The sequence below is a fragment of the Pseudoflavonifractor phocaeensis genome, assembly GCF_016901955.1.
Lineage (GTDB): Bacteria > Bacillota > Clostridia > Oscillospirales > Oscillospiraceae > Flavonifractor > Flavonifractor phocaeensis_A.
This window is the reverse complement of record NZ_JACJLC010000105.1, coordinates 1-8,665: the sequence shown is the minus strand read 5'-3', so window position 1 is coordinate 8,665 and position 8,665 is coordinate 1. Positions and strand designations below refer to the sequence as shown.

The 8,665-nt window shown below is 60.7% G+C and carries 11 protein-coding genes; 3 read left to right on the top strand and 8 right to left on the bottom strand.

All coding sequences use genetic code 11. The features are described from left to right. Nucleotides 1-103 precede the first annotated feature (103 nt). The 4 genes from thiS to H6B51_RS18360 all read right to left on the bottom strand — a co-directional run bounded on the left by thiS (nt 104) and on the right by H6B51_RS18360 (nt 2,516). Nucleotides 104-301 carry a sulfur carrier protein ThiS gene (gene thiS / locus H6B51_RS15230; protein WP_204884491.1) on the bottom strand — a complete coding sequence of 66 codons (198 nt, stop codon included), beginning with the start codon at nt 299-301 and terminating at the stop codon, nt 104-106. Between the two features lie 142 nt (nt 302-443). Continuing rightward, entirely contained in the window at nt 444-1,283 is an 840-nt protein-coding gene (locus H6B51_RS15225; protein ID WP_204884490.1) for a hypothetical protein, read from the bottom strand. A gap of 202 nt (nt 1,284-1,485) precedes the next feature. After that, a complete protein-coding gene (locus H6B51_RS15220; protein ID WP_335342186.1) occupies nt 1,486-1,983 on the bottom strand; it encodes a DNA/RNA non-specific endonuclease in 498 nt (165 codons plus the stop codon). A gap of 8 nt (nt 1,984-1,991) precedes the next feature. Then, on the bottom strand, nt 1,992-2,516 hold the full coding sequence (locus tag H6B51_RS18360) for a stalk domain-containing protein (protein WP_335342185.1): 525 nt from the start codon (nt 2,514-2,516) through the stop codon (nt 1,992-1,994). A gap of 457 nt (nt 2,517-2,973) precedes the next feature. Between H6B51_RS18360 and H6B51_RS15210 the strand changes: the two genes are divergently transcribed. Both H6B51_RS15210 and H6B51_RS15205 read left to right on the top strand, forming a co-directional pair. After that, nucleotides 2,974-3,819, top strand: a complete 846-nt coding sequence (locus tag H6B51_RS15210; protein WP_204884489.1) for a helix-turn-helix domain-containing protein — start codon at nt 2,974-2,976, stop codon at nt 3,817-3,819. Next, nucleotides 3,813-5,366, top strand: coding sequence for a replicative DNA helicase (locus H6B51_RS15205; protein WP_204884488.1), 1,554 nt, complete (start codon nt 3,813-3,815; stop codon nt 5,364-5,366). The genes H6B51_RS15210 and H6B51_RS15205 overlap by 7 nt, the downstream gene beginning before the upstream one ends. Here H6B51_RS15205 and H6B51_RS15200 read toward each other — a convergent pair. From H6B51_RS15200 to H6B51_RS15185, 4 genes are all read right to left on the bottom strand, one after another. Next, nucleotides 5,296-5,946, bottom strand: coding sequence for a TIGR01906 family membrane protein (locus tag H6B51_RS15200; protein ID WP_204884487.1), 651 nt, complete (start codon nt 5,944-5,946; stop codon nt 5,296-5,298). The two genes, H6B51_RS15205 and H6B51_RS15200, sit on opposite strands and share 71 nt — an antisense overlap. 4 nt (nt 5,947-5,950) lie before the next feature. Next, a complete protein-coding gene (locus H6B51_RS15195) occupies nt 5,951-6,601 on the bottom strand; it encodes a lysoplasmalogenase family protein (RefSeq protein WP_204884486.1) in 651 nt (216 codons plus the stop codon). Continuing rightward, nucleotides 6,598-7,278, bottom strand: coding sequence for a TVP38/TMEM64 family protein (locus tag H6B51_RS15190; protein ID WP_243421349.1), 681 nt, complete (start codon nt 7,276-7,278; stop codon nt 6,598-6,600). Before H6B51_RS15190 ends, H6B51_RS15195 begins: the two co-directional genes overlap by 4 nt. A gap of 228 nt (nt 7,279-7,506) precedes the next feature. Then, entirely contained in the window at nt 7,507-7,779 is a 273-nt protein-coding gene (locus H6B51_RS15185; protein ID WP_335342184.1) for an NUDIX hydrolase, read from the bottom strand. Nucleotides 7,780-8,173: 394 nt separating this feature from the next. Between H6B51_RS15185 and H6B51_RS15180 the strand changes: the two genes are divergently transcribed. Next, nucleotides 8,174-8,464 (top strand): DUF2798 domain-containing protein, encoded by a 291-nt coding sequence (locus H6B51_RS15180; RefSeq protein WP_335342183.1) that lies wholly within the window; start codon nt 8,174-8,176, stop codon nt 8,462-8,464. Nucleotides 8,465-8,665: the final 201 nt, after the last annotated feature.

Below are 8,665 nucleotides of genomic sequence, written 5' to 3'. Positions count from 1 at the left end.
CCCCAGCCCGGCCACCCCCACCGAGGCGGCGGAGAACCTTGCCTGGGCCACCGCCCCGTGACGGGCGGTGAGGGCGGCCTCCAGGGCCGCCCGGCTCACCGGGTCAGCCGCCCCCCACAAAGCGCACCACCTCCAGCCTGTCCCCATCGGTCAGGGGGGTGGCGGCGAAGTCCTCCCGGCGGAGGATGGCCCCGTTGTGCTCCACCGCCACCTGGGCGGCCTTCCACCCCTTGCGCGCCAGCAGGTCTGCCACGGTGGCCAGGCCCTCCAGGGACTCCTGAGCGCCGTTTACCTGTATCATATCACCACTCCTTTTCCAAACAAAAAAGGCGCCACAAAGAAGCTACACCCGTGGTGGTGTACCCCTTCGTGACGCCTTTGCTTGCGCACTCTAGTGGAAACTATACCAGCTTATAGCCGGTTTGTCAAGCCGGTCCTCCCGCTCAGGAGCAGCAGCCCTTTCCCGGGTGGTGGCACTCGCCGCCGGGCAGGGGGTTGCTGGGGGGAAAGAACTCGTTGACGGGGAACTTCACGTGGCGGAAGATCTCGCAGGGGTCCTCGTCGCCGCTGCAGCCGCCGCAGGCACACTCCTTCTCGGGCAGGCAGTAGTCGTACACCGGGATGAGCAGCTGGGTGTCCCGCTCCAGCCGGATGATGGAGAACTGGCCCAGGGTGACGTAGATCCGCTTGCTCTCGCTGCCGCAGCACAGCTCGCAGCCAAAGCAGTTGCAGATGCAGGGGGGGATATCGGAGAGCTGGCAGTCGCAGGGATGGCACTCGCACACATCCACCAGCTTCATGTTGAGCACGATGGGGTCCACCACCTCCACCACCGCGGTGGGCAGGTTGCTCTGACGGAGGAGCTGCTCATCCAGGCCATCCAGGGAGGTCTGGGAGGAGAAGATCTTGGCGGCGCCCTCGCTGCCAAACAGGATGACCCGCTTGTCAAAGACGCACAGGCCGCAGATCTCCACCGGCCGGGCGGCCCCCACAAAGGCCTCGGCGGTGACCTTGTAGTAGTAGCGCACGTCCACGGTAAAGAAGCCCCGGTTGAAGCCCACCGGTTCCACGTCGATGTAGACATACAGCAGCTCGGCCTTGCCGGCCCGGATGCTGACCGCCCGCTCAATGACGGACTGGGCGCTCTGGGTGGGATAGAACCGCAGATCCTCAATGCAGTCCTTATCCTTGCAGGAGTCGTAAATCTTCTTGGTGTGTATGCAGACGGCTTCGCGGACACAGGCGGAGTCCTGCACCGGGCCGGGCATGGTCTTGTCAGGCATTGCAATACCTCCTAGGCAGATATTGGAGGGGGTACTCCCTTCCGCTCCATTCTATGTGCCCGGGCGGGATGGGTGCCTGGCCTGCCCCCATCCGCGCCCGGAGGGTGGGCAGGCTCTCGCCGCTGACCACTTCATCCTTGGTACATATGTTCGATTTCCGGGGCTTGAAAAGGCCGGGGCGGGTGCCCCGGCTTATTGGTGTTCAGTCTGCCCGCCGGCTGTCTCCGGTCAGATAGTTGATCTCGATGCCCGGCTGGATGTTGTAGGCGTAGATATTGAAACAGATCCCGGCTCCGTTGTCCTCAATGGAGTAGCCCTCCATCTGCACCCCACGGGCCACCAGCTCATTGCCCCGGAAATCCGGGGTGACCCGGTAGAGCACATGATTGCCGGTCTCCTCCACATAGTCGGCCACCATATTCTCAAAGGGCAGCATGCCCTCCATGTTGAGAAAGCGGGTGCCGGTGATCAGGTTGCGCTCATTGGCATTCTCGCCGGTGAGCTGGTAGCCGATCAGGTGGCAGCGGTTGTACAGATACATCCCGTCGATCAGATCGTCGTAGCGGACCGTGTGCCAGCCGGTAGGCTTGACGGAGCCAATTTCCCCACGGGGCTCGGTAGGCATCAGCTCCGGGCAGACGTTGGCGAAGGCCACCCCGCAGCGGCCCAGGTCGTCCAGGGAACTATAGGTCTCAAACACACCCCCATTCAGTTCATCTGCTGAAAAAAAGGTATGTTGCCATTGACGATTTCATATGCAACGGTTTCAGGATCCACATCCACCGATGCGGACGTGGTGCCCACGCACTTGCTGCAGGGGCCCAGGCTCATGCCCACGGCGGTGTCATAGGGGACCTCCCAGTAGGTGCCGCCGTTGCAGTGGTTATCATAGTGATATTTGGAGCCGGTGCGGGTGATGTATACGGCCCGCTCATCCGCCGGAGTGGTCAGGACAGCGGTGGTGGTGGCGGCGTTCCAGTCCACGTCCAGCCCCAGAGCGGTGGCCACGGCCCGGATGGGGAGGTAGGTGGTACCGTTGATGGCAAAGGGCTCCACGGCTTTGCCGTTGGCGTCCACCAGATTGACTTGTTTGCCGTCCAGGGTGACCTTGATGTTGTTGTAGTCCACCGCGACGGTCTGCCGCCCCACGGTGGCCGCGGCGGTGCCGATCAGGCCGGCCACCAAAGCGGTGGCCAGGCAGCCGGACAGAAACGACTTCCAATTTTTCTTCATGTGGGAGACCTCCTTGCATGTTCACTGTATTCAGTGGGAAATACCTTGGACAGCGCCACGAAGCGGCCGTCCAGTGCGTGGACCTTGGGGATGTCCTGGGGGGATAAAAAAATTTTTTCCACAAATCTGTCTCTTCGGTGTACGGAAACATGCAACAAATGGGCCTGTTCTCCTATTAGTGAAAACTGCTTTATGGGAGGGGCCCAAACATGGCGGGGAACGACATGCTGACCGAAGCGCTGGGGCTGTTCCGGCGGCGCGCCGGGGAGGAGCAGCGTGCTTATCTTGCGCGTCCGCGGTCCCGTTCAGCCAGTCAATCATACCATACAACCAGTCAAAGGACAACCTGAAAGGAGGGAAAAAGGTGGAGGTCAGAGGGAGGGACGGCCCGTGATGAGGCAAAAAAAGAGCCCTCCCTGTCCGTGGGCCCGGACAGAGAGGGCGGGCGGTTTCGGGCATGAAAACCATAATGATGGTCCTACAGATGGCCGGATTTTACAAGGTGGTGTTGGATATGACACGTAAAGAGATCGCCGGCGCGTCCAAAGCGGATGGCGGTATGTTTGCGGTGATCCCTGCTGTGGTGATGCGTGACAGTGCGCTTTCCATGTCGGCCAGGATGTTGTATGGCATTCTCACATGGCGATGCAATACTGACTCAAGATGCTGGCCAACAAACCGGACGTTGGGAGCCGACCTGGGATTATCCCCCAAACGTATTTCAAGCCTGCTGTCACTGCTGGAGTCCCGGGGCCACATTGAAGTGGAGATGGTCTGTGATCCGGAGACGGGACAAGTCATCCGCCGGTACATATACCCTGTTGTAAAAAGCAGGAGGGGTAGCCCCCAAAACAGGGATACCTCCCCGCGAGCCCAGGGTGAGGGCATCCCCGGAAATGGGGAGGAGAAATATAAAGAAGAAAGAAAAAAAGAAACCATACCGGGTGGAGCAGATACAGCGCAGCCGCCTGCTGGGATGGATGGGGAGAGGGGGCTCCAGGTCAAAGGGGCGGAGGAGCTGTTCCAGGTATTCTGGGAGGAATACCCCAAAAAGGTGGACAAGCAGAGAGCCTGTACGGCATTCAAACGATTGCGTGTCACACCGGAAATGCTGGGTGTGATGCTTCAGGCCCTAAGCGTGCAGAAAGGGAGCCGGCAATGGCGGGAGGCAAATGGACAGTATATTCCCCATGCCTCCACCTGGCTGAATGGACGCCGGTGGGAGGATGCACCGGTCCAGACTGAGGCGCAGACGCCGCCGTCCCAGCGGGTGATCGAGAAGGACGGTGTGCCGGTATGGTGACCCAGGACATGGAGGCCGCCCAGCAGGCGGTGCTGGGGGCTCTGCTGCTCTCACCGGAGCTCACGGGAGAGGTGGTGGCCCAGGTCCGGGACCGGGATTTTGTCACCGCCACCCACCGGCTGACCTACCAGGCCATCCGGGCCCTCTTCGCCGAGGGCAGGGAGCCCGACCCGGTGGCGGTGCTCCACCGGCTGGGCCAGACGGAGCAGCAGCCCTGGCAGGAGTATCTGGTGGGCCTGATGGAGCGCACCCCCACGGCGGCCAACATCTGGGAGTATGTGGCCCTGCTGAAGGAGCAGGCCAGGCTGTACCACCTGCGGCAGCTGGGGGAGCGGCTGGCCCAGGCGCCCAGCGCGGAGGAGGCCGAGAAGTGCCTTGCCCATGGCAACGCCCTGATGGTGGACAAGCCGGGGCTGCGGTATGTGACCATGGAGCGGGCCCTGCTGGACTTCTACGACCGGCACAAGACCAGGCATGAGTACCTGACCTGGGGGCTGGACAAGCTCAACCACCGGCTCTTCGTGGACCGGGGGGACATGGTGGTGCTGGGGGGCTACGCCTCTTCCGGCAAGACCCTGCTGGCCATCCAGTTCGCCTGGCACTGGGCAAAGCTGGGGCGGAAGGTGGGCTTCTTCTCCCTGGAGACCGGGGAGGGCAAGCTGGAGGACCGGCTGATCTCCTACAGCATGGGCCTGGATTTCGGGAAGATCAAGCGGTCCGAGCTGACGGAGGAGGACTACAAGGCCCTGGCCCTGGCCTCCCAGCGGCTCATCCGGCCCAAACTGGAGTGGGTGCCCGCCGGCGGCATGACGGTGGAGGACATCCGCTCCGCCGCCCTCAGCCGGGGGTATGACGCCATCTTTGTGGACTATTTGCAGCTGATCCAGGGAGACCGGCGGCGGAGCCGGGCGGAGGAGGTGGCCGGGATCAGCATCGGGCTGCACCAGCTCTCCCAGACCACCGGCGTCACGGTGGTGGCCCTGTCCCAGCTGTCCCGGCCGGAGAAGGGCGGGGAAGGGGTGAAGGCCCCCACCCTGGCCTCCCTGCGGGAGTCCGGCCAGATCGAGCAGGACGCCGACGTGGTGATGCTGCTCTACAAGGAGGAGGACACCCCCCACAGCCGCCGGGTGCTCCACATCGCCAAGAACAAGGAGGGGGAGACCGGCAAGCTCTATCTGGCCTTTGACGGCGCCCGGCAAAAGCTGTCCGAGTCGGTGGCAGACGCTCCCGCACCCCAAAAGAGGCGGGAGCCGGCGTACAGGCAGATGAGATTTACCGAGCTGACCCAGCCCGACCCGGACGATCCCTTTGCCCCGAGAGGAGGAGCCGATGGACAGAGCCAGGACGATAGTTTGCCCGGGCTGACGGATAGATTTCACTGGAAGCAGCCCAGCAATATTGACCAGAACAGGAGGGGAGAGGATGAACGGGAAAAACATGGGGCGAATGCAGAGGGCTTCGCGGACGCAGGCGGCGTCATTTCCGCTGGCGGAGCAGATCGGCCAGCACCAGCCCAACGCAGCAGGTCAGCAGGACCACGCCGATGAGGATGGCGCAGTTGCGGAAAAAGATCTCCGGCATCACCAGGATGATCTGGTCGGTGGCCGGGTCGAAGATCCAGTTGTCCTTGCCGGGGAAGAAGATGGCGTGGAACACCACGAAGGCCCGCTGGAAGTCCAGGGCCGCCAGGCCCGCTATCACCAGGACCAGGCCTCCGGCGGTGATGCCAGCCCAGAAGCCGGGACCACGGCCCAGGAACCGGTGAAAAGAGAGCTTTTTGGTCAGCCGGAGAGCGAGTAAGAGGAGCACTGCCACTCCGGTCACCCCTAAGACAGCGAAGTCCAGCAGGAAGAGCCCCCGTACATCGGCAAAGTGGCTGCGGCCCGACTCTGACCAGGCCAGCTGGCCGGTGCCGAAGGGCTTGCCCAGCACGCAGAAGTCCAGCACCTCGTCATAGGCCTCCCGGATGGTCTCCTCCGACCAGCCGGTGCGCTCCGGCAGGTCCAGAGCGTCGATCTGGACATAGTAAAAGGGACGCAGCAGAATGGGCACGGCGATGGAAAAGCTGAGGATCAGCCCAGCCAGGGCCACGATACACACCAGGGCGGCACATTTGGAGGGGCGCATCAGATCACTTCCTTTTGACAGACAGGGCCAGCAGCACCTGTGAGGGCAGGTAAAACAGCCACATACCCACCCGGGAGAAGGCCAACAGGGGGGCCGGAGCCTGGGGGAGCCAGGCAGACAGGTTTTGCAGGCCCACGCACAGGTCGCAGCCGATGAAGAGCAGCAGGCCCAGCGCGAACAGACGGTACCGGGACCCCAGGGTAAGGGCATCGCCGGCGTTGCACACCAGCTGGGCAAAGTAGAACAGGGACAGGCAGGTGAGGGGTTCCAGGGCCGACAGGATCCACACCGCCGTCAGAGCGGCCCAGGTCACCAGGGCCCGCAGGGCCAGCCGGAGGGGGATGGCCCCGGGCCGGGTCCGGAGGATGCGGGCCAGGTAGAGCAGCTGTACCACACAGAAGGAGGCCACCCCCATGGGATAGCAGCGGTCCAGCACCAGCAGGAAGAGGTCGGCCAGCAGCGTAAAGCTCAGGGCCGTTCCCATAAGGGCCCGGTCAGAGCCATGCCCCACCCGGAGCACGAAGAGGAGGCAGAGCAGGATGGACAGATATTTCAGAGGCACGTCCCAGCCGCTGCCCGGCACGGCCAGATCCAGGGTAAGGAAGGCGGCGTACAGGCAGCCCTGGATCAGCACAAAGGTTACGTCCCGTCTCATTTCCGGAACCGCTCCAGCAGCTTTTCCTCCCACCGGTCGCCGTACTTCATGCACACCACAAAGACGGCCAGGCCCGCCAGTCCCAGCAGGGCCATGGCCCAGTAGGGGACGGTGAGCACCGAGCCCCCCACCAGACAGGACGCCAGCAGGCCCCAGGGCCGGGCCACCAGCACCAGCAGGCAGAACCGCCCCAGGGGGATGTCGGTAAGCCCTGCCAGGATGCACAGCAGGTCGTCGGGGAAGAAGGGAAAGAGGAAGGCCAGAAAGAGGAACACGTCCCGCTTCCGGCGCACCAGGTCCAGGTATTTGGTGGAGGCGGCCCTGCTCACCAGCCGGTCCACAAAGGACTGCCCCAGCACCCGGGCCAGCCAAAACACCAGCACCGAGCCCGCCACGACCGCCCCCCAGGTGAGCAGGAAGGCGGGCCAGGTGCCGAAGAGCAGGGCCCCGGCCAGGGCGGTGATGTTGCTGGGGATGGGGGCCACCACCACGCTGAGCAGCTGGACCACGAAATAAAAGAGATGGGAGAAGGGGGAAAAGTGGGAGATGTAGGCTCGCATCTCCTCCAGGGAGCCCAGAGAGGAAAAAAAGCCGGTCTGCCACAGCAGCGCCAGACCGCCGCCCAGCAGCAGGACAGTGGCGGCCAGAGCAGGGAGCCACTTGGGAGTGTGTTTCAAACCGCGTCGCCTCGTCTTTCGGTATTCTGTCCTTATAGGCTACCACATTGGCGGCCGGACTGCCATAAGATTTCCTTAATTTTTCTCTCTGTCCGAGATAAGTATTGGTGTGCATAACTGACCTTTTTATTCATTTTCTATGAATGCCCTATGGAAAATGAATAAGAGCAAGGTGTATCTCGACCTTGCTCCTATCGGTCAGTATTTAGTTCGACAAATTGGAATTTGTTATTCTAATATAGTTTTCCAATCTTTAGAATGATAAGCCGAAAAACACATCTTTATTTGTTCTTCGTTATTTTTTTCTGTTGCAAGTTCTGGTAAATCATCTTCTGTAAAATAACGGAACTCTGTTGTTTCAATATTAGGCTCAAAACTTCCACCAATTACTGAGCATTGTGCAAAGACTTTACAAACACCATATGCATATACGGGCAAATTATGTTTTGCTCTATCTTGCAATTCTATTGCCCATTGCAACCAACATTCATTATTTTCCACAAAAGCACCTCCACAAATTCAAGTTTGTTTTACTTGTATTACAGCTACATCATAGCATACTTCTATCCATTTGTCTCGCTCCGGAGATGAGAATGCATAATTATCTTTGAAACTGTATATTTTTTGTTTACCAATATTTATCTCGGACAGAGAGTAATTTTTCCGTAAAACAACAAAAAGCCCCGCCGGAAGGCGGGGCGGGGATGGCGGGTCGGTCAGCGGTCGCTGGAGACCACCGGGTGGTCGGGTCCGTAAATGAGTTCGTCCACGTCGGCGGACGAGACGGGATGGCGGTCCATGTAACCCCTCCTTTTCTGCTGATTTGTCTGGAGACAGTATAGTCCGCCGCCGGCAGGGGAACAAGCAGGAATCTGTAAAATCCCAGTCAAGTTTGGTGGCAAAGCTGGCCACCCGGCTGGCCTTCACTGTGGTGCGGCCCACCGACCGGCCCCAGCTCATCACCTACGCCATTTCCACCATGATCGTGTGCATCATGTGCCCCACCATGAGCCTCATCGCCACCCTGCTGTTCAAGGAGCCCAGCTTTGGTACCTGGGTGCAGACCTTCGGCTGCAACATGCCCATGGCCCTGATCTGGCAGCTGCTCTTCTGCGGCCCTCTGGCCCGGCTCATCTTCCGCACCCTGTTCCGCCGCCAGCTGGCGGCCGCCCGTTCCGCCCATTAAAAAAATGGCTGCCTGGTTTACAGGCAGCCATTTTTATTTGAGACTGTCGGAAAAGACCTTGCGGTCTTTTCCGACAAAAGGCTGCATGACGAATAGGGTTCGATTTCTTGCGAAAAAGTCACCCTATCCGTCATGAGAAGTGTCATTTCCAAGGCGCATGTCCTTGGAAATAACGGATTTTGATTTTATTCTGCGGCCTGC

Bases quoted from the DNA above. Each gene is read 5' to 3' on its own strand.
- thiS (WP_204884491.1), bottom strand. From the start codon at position 301: ATGATACAGGTAAACGGCGCTCAGGAGTCCCTGGAGGGCCTGGCCACC.
- H6B51_RS15225 (WP_204884490.1), bottom strand. From the start codon at position 1,283: ATGCCTGACAAGACCATGCCCGGCCCGGTGCAGGACTCCGCCTGTGTC.
- H6B51_RS18360 (WP_335342185.1), bottom strand. From the start codon at position 2,516: ATGAAGAAAAATTGGAAGTCGTTTCTGTCCGGCTGCCTGGCCACCGCT.
- H6B51_RS15210 (WP_204884489.1), top strand. From the start codon at position 2,974: ATGAAAACCATAATGATGGTCCTACAGATGGCCGGATTTTACAAGGTG.
- H6B51_RS15205 (WP_204884488.1), top strand. From the start codon at position 3,813: ATGGTGACCCAGGACATGGAGGCCGCCCAGCAGGCGGTGCTGGGGGCT.
- H6B51_RS15200 (WP_204884487.1), bottom strand. From the start codon at position 5,946: ATGCGCCCCTCCAAATGTGCCGCCCTGGTGTGTATCGTGGCCCTGGCT.
- H6B51_RS15195 (WP_204884486.1), bottom strand. From the start codon at position 6,601: ATGAGACGGGACGTAACCTTTGTGCTGATCCAGGGCTGCCTGTACGCC.